Below are 16,516 nucleotides of genomic sequence, written 5' to 3'. Positions count from 1 at the left end.
GTCATGCCGCATAGCAGTTTGTTGCCAGTGTCCCGCCGAAGCACCCGAATGCTGCCAGCGACTTGTCATGGCGGTCGTCGGCCCGGCGTTCCTAGCCTGGGGTCATCGCCGGGCGCCACGGGTGTAAGGCATCCCCTCGCGGCCGGCTCCTCGACCGGCCCGCGGATGAGGCGACCGGTTTCGACCGCGGGCCGTCCGGCTCCGCGACTGCGTGAAGGAGGGGCCTTCGTGCCTCTGGTATCTCCAGTTCTCGGCACGACTCCGACGGGAGCCGGCGCGAGCCGTCCCGTTCCGGCCCCCCGCTCGGCCTCCTCCATGGGGCACTTGGTGCAACGCCCCCTCAAACCGGAGGAGTTCCTCCTCGGCAGCACGCTGCGAGGAGAGTGCGCCTTCGTCCTCTTCAGCGAACTGCCCGTCGCGGAACCGTTCGCCGCGGAGGGCCAGGACCGGATCGACGGCCTCCACTTCGTGACCGCGACGATGGACGAGGTGGCACGCTTCGTCGCTCTACGTCATCTGCGCGTCCCCCGCGACCGCTGCCTCCCGCTGGTGACCCGGGCGACGGTGGACATCACCGACGCCGAGCCCTGGCGGCTCGGCGGGCCGCGCGGCCAGGTGGTCACGGACCTGCACTTCCGTTCGGTGGGCGGCCCGGGGATGCCGGACGGGCTGGAATGCACCGGCAGGGTCAGCGTCGACGGTGAGCCGTGCGCGACGGCGCGGGCACACCTTTCGTTCCCCGAACCGGCGCCGCCGCGCTCCGCCGCGCGCCCGAGGCTGCTCGCGGAGGATCTGCGGCGGGTGCGTCCGGAGCGGGTGGGCTGCGGCGAGGGGCGGGACGTGGTGGTCCACGGCAGCCTCGTCATCGACGAACACCGGGTGCTGATGGACGTGGTGCCGCACCCGGGCAACCCGGTCTTCGACCCGGGCCGCTCCGGCCGGGCCGGCGCCGTACTGCTCATCGAGGCGTCACGGCAGGCCGCCACCCTCGCCGCCGGTGAACTGCGCGGTCTGTCCACCGCGCACTGCCTGCTCACGCGCTGGTCGGCGGAGTTCCGCGGGAGCCTCGACAACGGTGCGCCGCTGCGCTGCTCGGCGGTGCCCGGCGCGCTCACCCGGGACACCCGGGACCGTCCCGTGGTCCCGGTCCGGATCGAGTTCACCCAGGACGAGCGGTGCGTCGGCACCGTCGACGTCGTCGTACTGCAGGATTGCTGAGACCACATGAGGTTCCGCGTTCTCGGACGGCTCAGAGTCGAACCGCAGACCCCGTCCGCAGCGAAGATGTGCACCGTTCTGTGCACCCTGCTCGTCGGCGCCAATGAAGTGGTGTCCTCCGACAGCCTGATCGACGAACTGTGGGGCGACGATCCGCCCCGCACCGCCACGACCACCCTGCACGTCTACATCTCGCACCTGCGGAAACTGCTGGCCGACGACTCCGACGGCGGCCGGCGGGACCGGATCGAGACCAGGCTGCCCGGCTATCTGATCCGGACCTCTCCGCACGAGCTGGATCTGCACCAGTTCGAGGCGCTGTGCGCTCAGGGGCAGGAGGCCTACGCCCGGCGTGACTTCGCGGGATCGGGCCGTGTCCTGCGGGAGGCACTGGGACTGTGGACCGGCCCGGTGCTGTCCGGGGTACCCCGGGGCAGGCGCCTTCAGGCGGCCGCTGACCGGCTCGAACTGCTCCGCCTGGACGCCGGTGAGCAGCGGATCGCCGCCGAGCTGTGGCTCGGCCGCCACCGGCAGCTGATCGGCGAGCTGACGGTACTGGCCCGTGAACACCCGTTGCGCGAGACGCTGCACGCCCATCTCATCGTCGCGCTGTACCGCTCGCACCGGCAGTCCGAAGCCCTGAGCGCCTACGACACCATCCGCCGGTCCCTCGCGCGGGAGCTGGGCACCGACCCCGGTACCGCACTGCGGGAGCTGCACCAGCGGGTCCTGCGGTCGGAACCGATCGTGCACTTCGAGCAGTGCCAGGGCGACCGGGAGGCCGTCGTGGTGAACGCTCCCCCGGCCCCCGTCGTACGGCTGCCGCGCACCGTCCATGAGCTGATCGGCCGCCAGGACGAGCTTGAGGCGGCGCAGGAATTGCTGCGCGCGTCGTCGAAGGCGCCCGCGACACGGGTGGTGAACATCGTCGGGGCGGCCGGGTCGGGCAAGACGGCGTTCAGCGCCGAACTGGCCCACCGCAGCGCCGCTCTCTTCCCCGACGGCCGGGTCTTCGTCGGGCTGCGCGGATCGGACGGCCGCCCGCTGGACGCCCGTGGAGCGATGCTGCGGCTGCTGCGGCTGCTGCGGCCCGGTCCCGACGCGCCGCAGCCCGGCGCGCACACCGACGCCGACGAACTGGGCGACCTGCTGCACGTGGCCCTGGCGGGGCGGCGGATGCTGCTCGTGCTGGACGACGCGGACTCCGGCGCCCAGGTACGGGCCATCGCGGCGGCCGCTTCGGCCGGCACCGTACTGATCACCAGCCGCAAGGACGCGGCCACCCTCCACGGCAGCCGGACCCTCACCCTGGACGTGCTCGGGCCGCGGGACTCCGTCGAACTGCTCGCCACGGCCGCCCGCCGGCCGCTCGCCGACGACCCGCGGGCGGCGGACATCGCGCGCCTGTGCGGGCATCTGCCGCTCGCGCTGCACGCGGCGGGAGCGGTGCTCGCCGCCCGCCCCCACTGGGCGGCCGGGAAGCTGGCGGCCCGGCTGCGGGAGAAGGGCTCCCGTCTCGACGTGCTCGCGCTGGGCGACCACGAGGTCCGCGCCCGGCTGCTCGCCGGGCTCGCCGACCTGGCCCCGGAGGTACAGCGGGCGTTCCGGCTGCTGGTCCTCGCTCCCGGCTCCGGCTTCGCCTCCTGGTCCGCGGCGGCACTGCTCGGTGTGTCACAGCTCCGGGCGGAGCAGCTCGTGGAGCAGCTCGTGCGGGCCGGGCTGCTGCACACCCGGTCGGCCGTGGGCCGTCCGGTGCGCTACGCGTACGACGAGCTGTTCCGCGCGGTGGCGGGCGAACTGCTCGCCGAGGAGGACCCGGAGCGGATCCGGGACGCGACGCGCCGCCTGTGCGCGGGTTACCTGGAGCTGGCCCGGTACGCCCAGGCCCGGATGGCCCCCGACCGGTCCTGGGCGCGGGCCGCCGACGAGGACGCCACGCCCCTGCGGGGCATCCCCGAGCCCGAGTGGTTCGCCCCGGAACACCCGGTGGGCGACACACCGCTGCGCTGGTTCCAGGAGGAGAGCCAGGCACTGGCGGAAGCCGTCCGGCAGGCTCACACCGCGGGATGCCGGCCGCTGGTGTGGCACCTCGCCGAGGCGGTCACCGGCTACTTCGAGGTGAGCGGCGAGTGGGAGCTCTGGGAGAGCACCGCGGAACTCGCCCTGGACGCCGTCCGGCGCGACGGCGAGCGCGACACCGAGGCGTGGATCCTGTGCAGCCTGGGTGACCTGGCGTGGCAGCGCGGCCAGTTCGACCTCGCCCGTACCCGGTACGAACTCGCCGGCCGACGGGCCCGGGAGGCCACCGACGGCCGCATCGAGGCGCGCGTCCTGACCGGCCTCGCCGACGCCGAGTCGGGCCTCGGCCGGCCGGCCGAGGCCCGGCGCCTCTACGTCAAGGCGTCACTGCTCTGCCGTACGGCGGGTGACCTGCGCGGCCTCAGCGACGCGCTGCGCGGGCTCGCCCTGACCGAGCTGCTCGCGGGCGAACCGCGGGCGGCCCTGCGGAGCTTCGCCGAGTGCCGCGACGCGGCGCACCAGCTCGGCGACCAGCGGTGGAGCGAGTACGCCCGGCGGGCGCAGGACGGCATACGCCTGAACCTCTCGGCCGATCGGCGCTTCGACGACGAGCCGCTGGAGCTGCGCCCCGGCGTGTGGGCCATGGGACAGCCCGGCGGTCCCGCTCCCCGCGAGGAGAGCTTCAGCCCGCCGGGCCGGTATCCGGCCGGGAGCCGCCCGATTCCCCTGCTCGGCGACGAAGGCCAGGGGGAGCGATGACGGTGCTCACGGCCGGCCCGGGGGTGCTCACCACCGAACGCCGGGAGCCCCCCGGCGGACAACGGGTGGTCCCGGCCGGCGCGCTCACCGGGGACCACGGCGCCGAACTGGTCGAGCGTCTTCTCGGCGGCGCGGAGGGTCACCCGGGCCCGGCCGGACACCGCCCGGTCCGCACGGCACGTGCGCGGGGCGCCACGCCCGACGGCATCGGGCTCGCCCTGCGCGGCGCGCGTCTCGGCGCGCGCTTCGTGCCCGCCGCCCTCGGCGGCTCCCTCACCGGCGTCGACGCCCTGGCGCGGACGGTCCGGCCGGTGTTCCGGCGGGACGTGGCCGCGGGCCTGTCCCTGGGGGCGGCCCCCTTCGGCGGGGCGCTGCACGTCTGGACCGCCGGCTCCCGGGACCAGCGCGGCCGCCTCGCCGGCCTGCTGCTGGACGGCGGCGGGATCTCGGCGCCTCCCACCGCGCGGTCCGTCCGCGAGGCGTTCGCCCCGCGCGGGCTGCGCGTCCTGCGCGGCGGCGGCGGGCTCGTCCTCGACGGCGAGTGCGCCGCTCGGCGGGGCTCTCCGCTCCTCCAGGGCTCGCCGCCGCCGGACGTCCTCCTGCTGCACGCCACCGTGGAGTCCCCGGACGGCCGGACGGGCGGCCCGTCCGTGCTCCTGGTCGATCTGCGCGACCTACCCCGCGACCGCTTCACGCGGCTCCCCGGGCACCGGGTGGCCTTCAGCGGCTGCCCGGCCCCGGCCGGCTGCGTCGTGGGGGAGCCCGGCGGTGGCGCGGAGCTGTTCCTGCGTACGCTCCAGATCTCCTCCAGCGCGGTGTCCTCCATGTCCCTGGGAGCCGCGGACACCTGCCTGCGCATCGCGGTGGAACGGACCCAGGACTCACGGCTGACCAGCAGATCGCTGAGCGCGCGGGGCATCGTCGAGATCGTCAACGGCGCGTTCCTCGACCTGCTGGCGTGCGACTGCCTGGCCCTGGCCGGGACCCGTACGGTGGCGATCGCCCCCGGCGAGACCAGTGTGCTGTCAGCGGTGGTACGCAGCGTGGTGCCCATGCTGCTGCGGGACGCGCTGCAGGATCTGGCCGCACTGCTCGGGCCGCGGTCGCTGCGCCACGACAGCGCCGATCCGCTCTTCGCCCGGCACACCCGGCAGTTGAGCGATCTCGGCGCCGGCGGGACGGGCGCCTTCATCGGCCGGGCGATCGTGCTGCCGCAGCTTCCGTTCCTGGCGCGGCACGCGTGGTTCAACGGCCCGGGCTCCCCCGGCGCCCTCTTCGACCCGGCCGGGGAGCTGCCCGCCTTCGAGCCGGACCGCGTCACGCTCCTGAACGGGTCCGACGGGGTGATCGGGCTGCTGGCCGACGCCGGCCGGTCCGGGGCCCTCGGCGCCGGCTCGCCGGAGCTGACCCGGCTCATCGAGGTGCTGAGGGACGAACTCCGTTCCGTTCAGAGGCATTTCGCGGCGATCACGCCCGGGGACCGTTCGCTGGTGACCGATCCGCGCGCCCTGGCGATGGGCGACCGTTACCTGCTGCTGCTCACCGCCGCGGCCTGCCTGGGCCGGTACGAGCAGGCACGCCTCCAGGGCGGTGGTGTCGGGGGTGGTGGTGTCGGGGGTGGTGACGTACGGGGCGGTGGCGTCCGGGGCGGTGGATTCCTGGCCGGCCCCGCCTGGATCACCGGGATCCTGACCCGCCTCGTTCGGCGGCTCGGCCTCCCGGCCGGACCGCCGCGACCTGAGGACACCCGGCTGATCCACGCGGAGGCGGTCGGCCGGTTCGTCACCCGCCGGGGGTTCGACCTCTACGAGACCCCCCTGGAGGGCTGAGGTGCGAGCCGCCCATGTCCCACTGCCCGCGTCCTGGCGGGTCAGAGGGCCCGAGGGACCCTGGCACGGGGTCCGCGCCGATCTCGCCCGCACCGGCACGGCGCTGGTGCACTCCCGGGTGACGGACTGGGCTTCCGTACGCGAGGACGAGAGCGCGATGCGGACGCTGCTCGGTCACGAGGCGCCGCGCTGGGCGCGGATGCCTCGGACAGCCGTGCGGGGCCGGTTCGGCGTCTCCCGGCTGCTGCTCAAACACGCGCTGGGCGCGGTGATCGGCGCGCCCCCGGCCGGCGTCGAACTGGCCAAACGGCCGGCCGGAGGCCCGTACGCCCGGGGCTGCGACCGTATCGAGGTGAGCCTGAGCCACACGGACGACATCGTCCTGGTGGGTCTCGGAAGCGTCGGGCCCATCGGTGTCGACGTGGAGCGGGCCGACCGGAGCCTGCTGCGGGGCGGGCTGGAACGGGAGATCTGCACCCCGGCGGAGCTGGCGGAGCTGCACCGCCTTCCGCCGGAGCTGCACAACACCGCGCTCGTCCGGACATGGACGCTGAAAGAGGCCTACAGCAAGGCCGTCGGCCAGGGGCTGCGCTTCCCCTTCGGTGAGTTCGGCTTCACCCCGTCCGGCCCGGCGCCCCGGCTGTGCGGGCCCGGCGGAGAGCCGGCCGACAGCGGCGCCTGGCGTTTCCGTACGGGGGAACTCGACGGCGACTACACGGCCGCCGTCGCCGTGCTGGACGCGGGGCGCGGGCTGCTGCCGGACGACGGCGCGGTGGAACTCATCGACCACGAGGTCGCCCTGATGATCTCGTCGTGGTCGGCCGCCGCGCTCTGACCTCACAGGGCAATACACCTGGTCAGCGGGCGGCGGCCACCGAGCGGGTCCGGACCCCTTCGGCGAGCCGGGTGATGACGAGCACCACCGCCGCGCCCAGGAACAGCGAGTAGGACAACAGATCGGACCCCCGGTCGCCGCCGTCGATCTGGCGCAGCAGGACGAATCCGCTCAGCAGGGCGAGGAAGGCGCCGGCCGTCACGGCGGCCCACGGCCGCCGGAAGCCGACGATCATCGCGATCACCGCGATCAGGTCCAGCAGACCGATCAGGACGACGACGCCCGTGCCGGGTGAGGTCCTGGTCAGGGTCGAGAACCGCTCCACCGCCACCCCCATCACGCTCAGCATGGATATCGCGGACAGGGAGAACTCAAGGATCAGCAGGCCGGACACGATGGCGGCGATGACGCGCAGGAGGCGCATGGGGGGTTCCCGTTCCGTGAGAGGAGAGCGCCGGCCGCCGGGAGCGGCGGACGGCACGGCGCGCACGCCCGCCCGGGACGACGGCCCCGGACAGGCGTGCGCGATACAGCCGGCCTCATGATCGCCGAAGCGGCGTCACGGCGGGCCGGTCGAGGTGGGACGGTCAGGCGTCGGCGGTCGCCGGCACGGCCGTGCCGGTCGCCTTGCCACCGTCCTGCCCGCCGGTGTCCTGTCCCGGCTCGTCCTGCCCCGGCTTCATACCGCGGAAGCCGACCAGGCCGACGACCAGGCTGAGCCCCGCCCAGACGAACAGCACGGCGAACCCGCTGTGCAGCGCCTCGTTGAACGCCTCCACCGGGTCGGTGCCGTGTGCCGTCAGATACGCGGTCCGGGACTGCACCACGGTGGCCGCCACCGCGAGACCGAGCGCGCCGCCGATCTCCGTCGAGGCGTTGAGCAGCGCCGATGTCGTGCCCGCGTCCTCCTCGGTGGCCTGTGAGGTGCCCACGGTCGGGGTCGGGATCAGGCAGCAGAGGAGGCCGATCCCGAGCAGGGCGGTCACCGGCATGAGGAGGGTCCAGTAACTGCCCTCGGTGCCGCTGCCCAGCATCAGCCCGATCATCACGGCCAGCAGCACGGTCCCGAAGACGTACAGGGCCAGCGGCCCGACCTTCGGGATCAGCTGGGAGATGAGCGGCGCGAAGATCATCATCGCCAGGCTGGTCGGGATGTACGCGAGACCCGTCTCCAGGGGGCTGTAGTGGAGGACGGTCTGCATGTAGAGCGGGAGCAGGAAGAACGACGGCAGCATGATGCCCGCCGTGACGAACTGCCCGAGACTGCCCGCCACCACACCGCGCTTGCGGAACAGCCGGAGCGGCACCAGGGGCGCCTCCGTACGGCTCTCCACCCGGAGGAAGAGGGCCAGCAGCACGATCGCCGCGGCGAACGAACCGAGCGTGACCGGGTCGCCCCAGCCCCGGGTGGTGGTGCTGGTGATCCCGTAGACCAGCGAGAGCAGGCCGAGCGTGGAGGTCACGGCGCCGGGGATGTCGGACTTGGGCCGGGGTCCGGCGGGGGCGCCGCCGGGGATCAGGACCAGGGCCGCGACGATGACCAGCACGCCGACGGGGATGTTGATGTAGAAGGCCCAGCGCCAGCCGACGTTGATGATCGCTCCACCGAGCAGCGTGCCGCAGGCGGCGCCGATGCCGATGATGGAGCCCCAGATACCGAACGCCTTGGTGCGCTCCTTGGCGTCGGGGAAGCTGGTGACCACGATGGACAGCGCCGCCGGGGAGGCCGCGGCCGCCGCGACGCCCTGGAGGGCGCGGGCCCACAGCAGCTGGGACTCGCTCTGGGCGGCGCCGGCCACCACGGATCCGACGGTGAACAGGGCCATGCCGGCCAGCAGCACGGTGCGGCGTCCGATGACGTCGGTGAGCCGGCCGCCGAGCAGCATCAGGCCGCCGAACAGCAGGACGTAGACGCTCATGACCCACTGGAGGCCGGTGGCCGACATCCCGAACGACCGCTGGAGTTCGGTGGTCATCACGTTGACGACCGTGGCGTCGAGCCCGACCATGAACTGGGCCAGCGAGACGACGATCAGCACCCACCAGCGCCGGCTGTGCGCGGGCGGGGCGCCGGACGCCCCCGACGCGCCGTCCTCGGCCGCCGTATTGCCGCTGCTGCTCACGATTGCTCCTCAGTCTTCATGGATGGTCGAGTGGGGTGGGTGGTCAGGCCGCCGCGACCCGGGTGTAGATGGCCCGCAGACTGCGGTCCTCCAGCAGCCGGCCCACGGGAATGCGCCGTCCGGTCTCCCGCTCGACCGCCATGACCAGGCGCAGCATGTGCAGGGAGTCCCAGCTCACGACGCCGTCGAGGTCGCTGTCGAGGTCCTTGCCACCGAGCGGCAGGGCCAGTTCGTCACGGACGAGGCGGATGAAGTCTTCTTCGGTGATCATGATCGTGTCTCCAGGTCGGCGGTGAGGTGAAGGTGTCCGGGTACGGCGGGCAGTTCCGCCAGGTCGTGCAGGAAGGTCAGGTTCGTCTCGTCGTCACCGGTCGGACGGAACCCCAGCGACGGGTAGAAGTCGCGGACCTTCTTGTTCTTGGCGGTGGGGCGGTAGCTCCCGTGCACCGCGGGGAGGCCGTTGTCCCGCGCGTGCTCCAGCACGGCGGCCAGCGTGGCCTGTTCGATGCCGCGCGCGAAGACGCGGCAGCTCAGCAGCATGTTGTCGATGTGGAGGCCGTCGTCCGCGCGGTGCGCGAACACCGCGCCGACCACGCCGTTGTCGCCGAAGCTGTCGGCCGAGCGGATGGACAGCACGAGCTGGTCCGGGTCCTCGGCCGCTGACTTCACGTCGTCGGGCTGGAGCCGGACCGTGGTCAGGTTGAACTGGTTGGTGCGCAGGGACAGCTGGGCGACGCGCGGGATCTCGTGCTCCCGCACCCGGTTCACCGTGACGGTGACGCCGAGCTGGAGGAGGTAGTCGTCCAGGGAGCTGGCGCTCTCCAGGAGCTCGGCCCGCGCCGCCTCCGTGTGGTACTGGACGGCCCGGTCCCGGTCCTCGGCGGTCAGTTCGAGGATGTCGAACCAGCCGTCCGCGAGCAGCCGCTCGATGTGCAGGGCCGGCTCGTCGTCCAGGCGCACCACGGCGACCTGGGGCAGGCTGCTGGAGACGAGTCCGTACTCGACGGGCGAGTCGTCGGCGAAGACGAAGCTGTCCACACCGAAGTTGAGCTTCTCGGCGATGTCCTTGAGGTTGGCGTCCTTGGGACTCCAGTTGGCGTTCACCCGGGAGAAGTCGCTCTCCCGGAGCACCATGTCGGGGTGGTCGCGCAGCACGGCCAGGACGGGCTCCTGGTCGTTCTTGCTGCTCACCGCGAGCAGCACGCCCTGCGCGCCGATCTGCTTGACGACGCGCTGGAAGTTGCCGAACGCCTCGCCGCGGAAGGTGGTGGCCGCCGAGATGCCGTCCGCTCCGTCGTCGCCGAGGATGCCGTCCCACAGGGTGTTGTCCGCGTCGACGACCAGGACCTTCTTGGCCCGGCCGCGCAGCGTCCTGGCCAGGTGGCCGACCTCGCGGGCGTAGCGGGCGAGCAGTTCGTCGCCGAGGTTGGCCTTGGCGTACGAGGCCATGCGCGGCTCGTTGACCGGCCCGCCGGCGGCGACCAGCGGTTCCATGTCCAGGGTGACGACCCGGGCGTACTTCTCCGAGAGCCGCAGCAGACCGATGTTGAACTCCCGCCAGGCGATGGCGAGCGCGGTACGGGAGCGGTGGTCGATCAGCTGGTGGGTGTGGGTGCGGAGCAGCGGCACGGTGTTGAGCACGAGGGTGGCGTTAGCGCTCCCGGTGTAGGCACCGGCGAGCTGGTCGAGCTGGGCCAGCTTGGCCGTGGCGACGCGTGCGGCGTCCTGCGCCGTCCAGACCTGCGGCAGCTCGTCGAAGACCGCCTGGGCGTCGAGGACGCACAGTGCGAGGTCGACGTCGGGGGCGTACAGGTCGCTGCCGGGGTCGCGCAGGTCGCGCAGGTACGCGTCGAAGTCGCCGGTACGGGCGTTCAGTACGACGCCGTGGCGGGCGAACTCGGCGGTGAGCGGGGCGACCAGGGTGCCCAGCGTGCAGTGCCCGGTGATGGCCACGGTCATCGTGTCCAGGGGGGTCCCGTCGACCTCGGCGGCGCGCAGCACCTCCTCGGTGTCGAGGCGGGAGAGCAGCTGGCCGGCGCGTACCAGGTCGACGGCGGCGCGCTCGCCGGCGGCGAGTTCGGACAGCGGGCCGGCCGCCGCACGGAACTCCTTCACCAGGCGTCCCTCGTTGAACAGCGCCCGCAGCCGGTCCATGGGCGGCTGCGCGGTCGCTGTGTTCTCGGCTGCTGTCACGGGTGTCTCCCTTGGTCTTGCCCGGGGTCGAACGGCACCGGGCGGGGATCCGCCGGACGGAACGTGCCGCGGACCGACCCGACGGTGCATCCGGGCGCTAAAGCTGTCCTTAAGGTCGGCCCGCGAGTCTCCGGGTGCGCCGCCGACCGCGGGTCGGGGCGCTCCGGAAGAGGGAGCGAGGCACCTGGCGCGGCGGCACGCGAAGCCGTACCGGTGCCCGGACGCCTTCTCCCCGGGGAGCGCGTCTCGGACGGTGTTCCCCACCCGGCATCCCGAACGACCACCCGTCCCGCGGCCGCGCATCCGCCGCGATCCCCCACAGGAGGAAACCGTGACCACCAGGCCCGGGCTCGCCGTCGCCATCGGCGACTGGAGTGCCCGAAACCGCAGGACGGCCGTCTTCGGCTGGCTGCTCTTCGTCGTGCTCGCCACCGCCATCGGCACCATGACGGGCACCGTCAAGACCACGGACGCGGACAACGGGGTGGGAGAGTCGGGGCGCGCCGCCAGGATCCTCGACCAGGCCGGTATCCAGCAGCCGGCCGCCGAATCGGTCCTCGTCCAGAGCGAGTCGTTCACCGTCACGGACCCGCGCTTCACGGCAGCGGTCGCCGACACCGTCAGCGCGCTGCGGGCCACCCACCAGGTGGCCGACGTCCACAGCCCGTACGACACCGGGGCGATCTCCCCCGACAAGCGTTCCGCTCTGATCGACTTCGTGGTGACCGGGGACCGGAACACCGCCGCGGACCGCGTCCAGCCGGTGCTCGACGCCGTCGCGGCGACGCAGCGGGCGCACAAGGAGCTGCGCGTCGAGGAGTTCGGCGAGGCCGGGGCGAAGAAGAACTTCGGCGACATCTTCGCCGACGACTTCGCGCGCGCCGAGTACTCCGCCGTGCCGCTCGCCCTGGGCATCCTGCTGGTCGTCTTCGGTGCCGTGGTCGCCGCCGTGCTGCCGGTCGTACTGGCCGTCACGGCGTTCGTGGGCGCGTTCGGTCTGCTCGCCCTGAGCAGCCACCTGATCCCCACCGACGACAACGCCGCCTCGGTGATGCTGCTGGTCGGTCTCGCGGTCGGTGTCGACTACTGCCTGTTCTACCTGCGCCGCGAACGGGAGGAGCGGGCCGCCGGGCGCGACGCCGGTACGGCGCTGCGGATCGCCGCCGCCACCTCCGGCCACTCGGTCCTGGTCTCCGGTCTCACCGTGATCGTCGCGCTGGCCGGCATGTTCCTCACCGGCATCGCCACCTTCAAGGCGATGGGCATGGCCGCCATCCTGGTCGTCGTCGTGGCCGTCCTCGGCTCGGTGACCGTGCTGCCCGCGCTGCTGTCGATGCTCGGGGACCGGGTCGCGAAGGGCCGTATCCCGCTGCTGGGCCGCAAGCGGACCGGCGACGGCGAGTCCGGCAGCCGCCTGTGGCGTGCCGTGCTCGGCCGGGTGCTGGACCGGCCCGTGATCGCGGCGGCGCTGTCCACCGTGGTGCTGCTGGCCCTGGCCGCTCCCCTGATCGGTATGCGCACCGCGCAGCTGACCCCCGCCCAGGAACTGCCGCGCGACAACCCGGTCGTCCTGACCGGGCAGCGGATCGCGCACGCCTTCCCCGGCAACCCGCTTCCGGCGCGCGTGGTGGTCAGGGCCAAGGACATCGACGGCCCCGCGATGCGCGCGGCCGTGACCGACTTCAAGCGCCAGGCACTCGCGACCAAGCAGGTGTTCGAGCCGGTCACGGTGACCGTGCACGCCGAGCGGTCCGTCGCGGTCATCGACGTGTCGCTTCCCGGGTCGGGCACCGACGAGACGAGCACGCGGGCCCTCGACGCGCTGCGTACGGTCGTCCCGCGCACCCTCGGGGCGGTGTCCGGCGCCGAGGCGGCGGTGACCGGTACCACGGCGATGTCGGCGGACTTCAGCGATCAGCTGTCCGGCAGCGCCCTGCCCGTCTTCGGCTTCGTGCTGGCACTGTGCTTCGTGCTGATGCTCCTCTCCTTCCGCTCCGTGGTCATCGCGCTGACCGCCGTGGTCCTCAACCTGCTCTCGGTCGGCGCCGCCTACGGCGTGCTGACGCTGGTCTTCCAGCACGGCGTGGGCGCCTCGCTGCTGGGGACGTACAAGGTCGGCGCCGTCGCCTCCTGGATGCCGCTGTTCCTGTTCGTCATCCTCTTCGGGCTGAGCATGGACTACCACGTCTTCGTGGTCTCCCGGATCAAGGAAGGCCATGACCGGGGTCTGAGCACGCGCGACGCCATCGCCCGGGGGATCTCCAGCACGGCGGGGGTGGTCACCAGCGCCGCCGTGATCATGGTCGGCGTCTTCGCGATCTTCGGGACGCTCTCGGTGGTGTCGATGAAGCAGATCGGCGTGGGTCTGGCCGTGGCCGTGCTCATCGACGCCACGGTCATCCGCGGGGTGCTGCTCCCGGCGGTCATGGCGCTGCTCGGCGACCGCAACTGGATCATGCCCGGATGGCTGCGGAAGCTGCCCGACCTCTCGCACGGCGAGGTAGGCGACCTCTCCGCGGACCCCGGCCCGGCGCGCGGCGCCGGACAGGTCCAGGGCCAGGACCTGAGCCAGGGCCAGGAGACCGTACGGCTCTGACCCGTCCGCTCCGTCCCACCCGGCCCCACCCCACCTCCACCTCTCCACACCTCCCCCCTCTTCATCCCCCGTACCAGAAACGGCCTCCAGGCGTCCGCGCCCGTCAGGCCGCCTCAGAGCCCTGGGAGTTGCTCATGACCATCCCGACCGAGACAGATGTCCTGATCGTCGGCGGCGGGCCGGCCGGCGCGCTGCTCGGCGTCCTGCTGGCCCGGCGCGGCATCAACGTGCTGGTCGCCGAGAAGCAGACGCACCTCGACCGTGACTTCCGCGGCGAGACCCTCGCCGCCCCGTCGGTCGTCACCCTGCGCAAGCTCGGTTTCGGTCCCGCGATCAGCGAGCACGGTTACCTGGAGACGTCCGCCGTCTCCATGCGCATGGAGGGACACGAGGTCTTCTCCGTCGACTACGGCCGCTTCAGCATCGGCACCCTGCCGATCGACATCCCGCAGCCCGCCCTGATCGGCATCTTCATCGACGCGGCCCGGGACCTGCCGGGCTTCACCTACGCGTACAGCACCAGCTGCACCGGCCTGGTGGAGGAGGACGGCGTCATCCGTGGCGCGGTCCTCAAGCAGAAGGACGGCTCGCGGGTCGAGGTGCGGGCCCGGCTGGTGGTCGGCGCGGACGGGCGTTTCTCCAAGGTCCGCAAGGAGGCCGGGCTGGACGCCCGGGTGCAGGCCATGGAGCGCGACTTCCTGTCGTTCAAGCTGCCCCGCCCCGCGGACTGGGGGGACAGCGCGCAGCTCGTCGTCGACCGGGACAAGCACCTCGTGGTGCTGCCGACCTTCCCGGACTTCCTGCGGATCGGCCACAACCTGCCCAAGCGCGGGCTCGGCGAGCTGCGCAAGGCGGGCTTCGACGCCTTCCGGGACGGCATCGCGGCCATCGACCCCCGGCTGAAGCCGCTGCTCGACGATCACCTGCACTCGTGGGACGACACCGGGTTCCTGGAGATCTTCACCGCCGAGGTGGACCAGTGGGCCCGCGACGGTCTGATCCTCATCGGGGACGCCTCGCACACCTGCACCCCGATCCTGGGCCAGGGGGTCAACCTCGCCATCCAGGACACCGTCTGCGTCGCCCCGGTCATCGCCCGCGCGCTGGAGAAGTCCGGTCCCGGCGGCTCCGTGGCGGCCGGTGAGTTCACGGAGTTCGTGGAGACCCGCCGCAAGCACAAGAAGCGGGTGACCCGCTTCCAGCGCATGCAGGAGGTGGCGCTGGCCCAGCGGTCGCCGGCCAAGGTCCTGCTGCGACGGCTGCGGTTCCGGGCCCTGGACCGGCTGCCCGTGAAGTACGCCGTGTTCGGGAAGGTGATCAACGCCCCGCACCCGATCGACCCGGTCGACCTGCACGTCCCGCAGCCGAAGTCCCCGGCCCGGCCGCAGCCGCAAGAAGCCCTTTAGGGCGGGTCGCGAAAGTAGCGCCGTCCGCCCGAAGGGTGGGGCTCACGGCGTCCGGTGCGTGCCATCGCAAGGCGGAGGATCGTCCTCGTACTGGACGTACGTGGACGACTCCGACAACGCGGCGAGTGTGCGTGCCAGGCGTCGCGAGCCAGGCGGGACTTTCGCAACGCGCCCTGGCCCTCGGCCACTTTCGTCACACCCACTTCCGCATCACCCCCTTCCGTTTCACCCACACAGTTCTTAGATCTTGGGAGACGCCGTGCGTTGGACCAATCTGTACGTCGCCGGGCTCGGGGCGTACCTGCCGGAGCAGGAGCAGACCGCGGCGGAGGCCGTGGCCGCCGGGCTCTACGACGCCGAGCGCGCCGAGGCGAACGGCATCCGCGCCGTCCGCGTCGCCGGCCCCGACGAGCCGGGTCCGGTCATGGCCGCGGCGGCGGGCCGCGACGCGGTGGCCCGCTCGGGCCACGGCCACGAGGAGTTCGGCCTCGTCCTGCACGGCGGCATGGGATACCAGGGCCAGGACTTCTGGACCCCGGCGCACTACGTGCAGCACGAGACCGTCGGAGGGCGCGGCGCGGCCATCGAGATGAGCCAGGGCTCCAACGGCGGTCTGGCCGGCGTCGAGCTCGCCGCCTCCTATGTGACCAGCCGTCCGGACGTGACGGCGGCGCTCGTCACCACCGGTGACACCTTCAAGCTGCCCTACGTGGACCGCTGGGCCAGCGACGACCAGACGGTGTACGGCGACGGCGCGGGCGCCATCGTCCTCTCCTCGCGCGCCGGCTTCGCCCGCGTCCGGTCGACGGCCAGCCTTTCGGACGCCTCCCTGGAAGCCCTGTACCGGGGCTCGGCGTGGACGCGGACACCGTTCGAGAGTGGCAAGCCCGTCGACCTCAACAGCCGCAAGCACGAATGGCTGTCGCGCAACGAGGACGCCTACGACGAGGCCATGCAGCGTATCGGCGAGAACTTCAACAAGACGCTGCAGGAGGCTCTTGACGACGCCGACACCAAGCTGGCGGACACGCAGTGGTTCATCCACGCCAACGTGTCGCAGATGATGGCCGAATGGGGCTTCTACCAGCCCCTGGGCCTCGACCGGGCCAACACCACGTACGACTGGGGCCTGGACTACGGCCACATGGGCGGTGGCGACCACCTCATCGGCCTCAACCGTCTCTTCGAAACGGGCAAGCCCCAGGCCGGGGACCTGATCGTCGCCGTCGGCGTGGGCCTCGGCTTCATGTGGACCGTCATGGTCCTGGAGGTGCTCGAACCCCCGAAGTGGTAGGAGCGCCAGGTCCTGCCCGGCGGACTTCGGCCCGCGAAGATCCACCGGACAGGGGCCCGGACAGGGCCTGAGCCTCGCAGCGCCCTCCGCGCCTGTCGCGGAGGGCGCTGCCCCGTTGCGGAGGGCGCTTGCGCCCACGCCGAGGGGGAGCCGCACCGGCCACCTTCGCCGCCCCGCCGGGCCCGCCTCCGCCGCCCACCAGGCCCGCCGGGCCCGCCTCTTAAACGGTCCTTGTGCGGATGCC

General features: G+C 72.7%; 11 protein-coding genes. 7 read left to right on the top strand and 4 right to left on the bottom strand.

Annotated elements, in window-relative coordinates:
- The first annotated feature begins 327 nt into the window (after positions 1-327).
- From ACIBAE_RS24990 to ACIBAE_RS24975, 4 genes are all read left to right on the top strand, one after another.
- Entirely contained in the window at positions 328-1,218 is an 891-nt protein-coding gene (locus tag ACIBAE_RS24990) for an AfsA-related hotdog domain-containing protein (protein ID WP_399289563.1), read from the top strand.
- 66 nt (positions 1,219-1,284) lie between these two features.
- A complete protein-coding gene (locus ACIBAE_RS24985) occupies positions 1,285-3,996 on the top strand; it encodes a BTAD domain-containing putative transcriptional regulator (protein WP_399289476.1) in 2,712 nt (903 codons plus the stop codon).
- Complete coding sequence (locus tag ACIBAE_RS24980; protein WP_399289474.1) at positions 3,993-5,825, top strand: hypothetical protein; 1,833 nt, start codon at positions 3,993-3,995, stop codon at positions 5,823-5,825. Before ACIBAE_RS24985 ends, ACIBAE_RS24980 begins: the two co-directional genes overlap by 4 nt.
- A gap of 1 nt (position 5,826) precedes the next feature.
- Positions 5,827-6,660: a 4'-phosphopantetheinyl transferase family protein gene (locus ACIBAE_RS24975; RefSeq protein WP_399289472.1), complete on the top strand. Its 834-nt coding sequence runs from the start codon at positions 5,827-5,829 to the stop codon at positions 6,658-6,660.
- A gap of 22 nt (positions 6,661-6,682) precedes the next feature.
- Here ACIBAE_RS24975 and ACIBAE_RS24970 read toward each other — a convergent pair whose 3' ends face one another.
- From ACIBAE_RS24970 to ACIBAE_RS24955, 4 genes are all read right to left on the bottom strand, one after another.
- Positions 6,683-7,084, bottom strand: coding sequence for a hypothetical protein (locus ACIBAE_RS24970; RefSeq protein WP_399289470.1), 402 nt, complete (start codon positions 7,082-7,084; stop codon positions 6,683-6,685).
- Between the two features lie 163 nt (positions 7,085-7,247).
- Entirely contained in the window at positions 7,248-8,783 is a 1,536-nt protein-coding gene (locus tag ACIBAE_RS24965; protein ID WP_399289468.1) for a DHA2 family efflux MFS transporter permease subunit, read from the bottom strand.
- A gap of 43 nt (positions 8,784-8,826) precedes the next feature.
- Entirely contained in the window at positions 8,827-9,054 is a 228-nt protein-coding gene (locus ACIBAE_RS24960) for an acyl carrier protein (RefSeq protein ID WP_399289466.1), read from the bottom strand.
- Positions 9,051-10,937 (bottom strand): HAD-IIIC family phosphatase, encoded by a 1,887-nt coding sequence (locus ACIBAE_RS24955; protein ID WP_399289561.1) that lies wholly within the window; start codon positions 10,935-10,937, stop codon positions 9,051-9,053. Before ACIBAE_RS24955 ends, ACIBAE_RS24960 begins: the two co-directional genes overlap by 4 nt.
- A gap of 370 nt (positions 10,938-11,307) precedes the next feature.
- Between ACIBAE_RS24955 and ACIBAE_RS24950 the strand changes: the two genes are divergently transcribed.
- From ACIBAE_RS24950 to ACIBAE_RS24940, 3 genes are all read left to right on the top strand, one after another.
- Positions 11,308-13,572, top strand: a complete 2,265-nt coding sequence (locus ACIBAE_RS24950) for an MMPL family transporter (RefSeq protein WP_399289464.1) — start codon at positions 11,308-11,310, stop codon at positions 13,570-13,572.
- A gap of 134 nt (positions 13,573-13,706) precedes the next feature.
- Positions 13,707-14,978 carry an FAD-dependent monooxygenase gene (locus ACIBAE_RS24945; protein ID WP_399289462.1) on the top strand — a complete coding sequence of 424 codons (1,272 nt, stop codon included), beginning with the start codon at positions 13,707-13,709 and terminating at the stop codon, positions 14,976-14,978.
- Between the two features lie 259 nt (positions 14,979-15,237).
- Positions 15,238-16,272, top strand: a complete 1,035-nt coding sequence (locus ACIBAE_RS24940; protein ID WP_399289460.1) for a ketoacyl-ACP synthase III family protein — start codon at positions 15,238-15,240, stop codon at positions 16,270-16,272.
- Positions 16,273-16,516: the final 244 nt, after the last annotated feature.

The organism is Streptomyces sp. NPDC051569 (genome assembly GCF_044454085.1).
Classification (GTDB): domain Bacteria; phylum Actinomycetota; class Actinomycetes; order Streptomycetales; family Streptomycetaceae; genus Streptomyces.
The sequence above is the reverse complement of the archived record's forward strand: the minus strand, read 5'-3'. Positions and strand labels throughout refer to the sequence as shown.